The sequence below is a fragment of the Edaphobacter sp. HDX4 genome (assembly GCF_036877565.1).
Taxonomy (GTDB): domain Bacteria; phylum Acidobacteriota; class Terriglobia; order Terriglobales; family Acidobacteriaceae; genus Edaphobacter.
Map to the genome: position 1 here is coordinate 1 of NZ_JAEDXW010000083.1, position 254 is coordinate 254.

Genomic DNA, 254 nt, shown 5'->3' on the forward strand with positions numbered 1-254 from the left:
TGGGCCTCTCTGTTTCGGGGTGCAGGCACGAGGCTGCCGCCGCCCCGGCTCCCCAGGCGATGCCGGTGAAGGTATCCTCTGTGTCTCTCTCGCCGGTAGCCGCTTCCGATACATACGTCTCTACCATAAGGGACGGCGCTCTGCTACATTGCAGCCACAGGTTGAAGGGAATCTGACGAAGATCCTGGTCAAGTCTGGCGATTCCGTTCGGGCTGGTCAGGTCCTCATGCAGATCGATCCCTTGAAGCAGTCGG

General features: G+C 60.6%; 1 protein-coding gene. It reads left to right on the plus strand.

What is annotated here, in order from left to right; translation table 11 throughout:
- Nucleotides 1–19 precede the first annotated feature (19 nt).
- The coding region (locus JAO29_RS23205) for a biotin/lipoyl-binding protein (protein ID WP_334270660.1) at nt 20–254 on the plus strand (235 nt) is incomplete at its 3' end.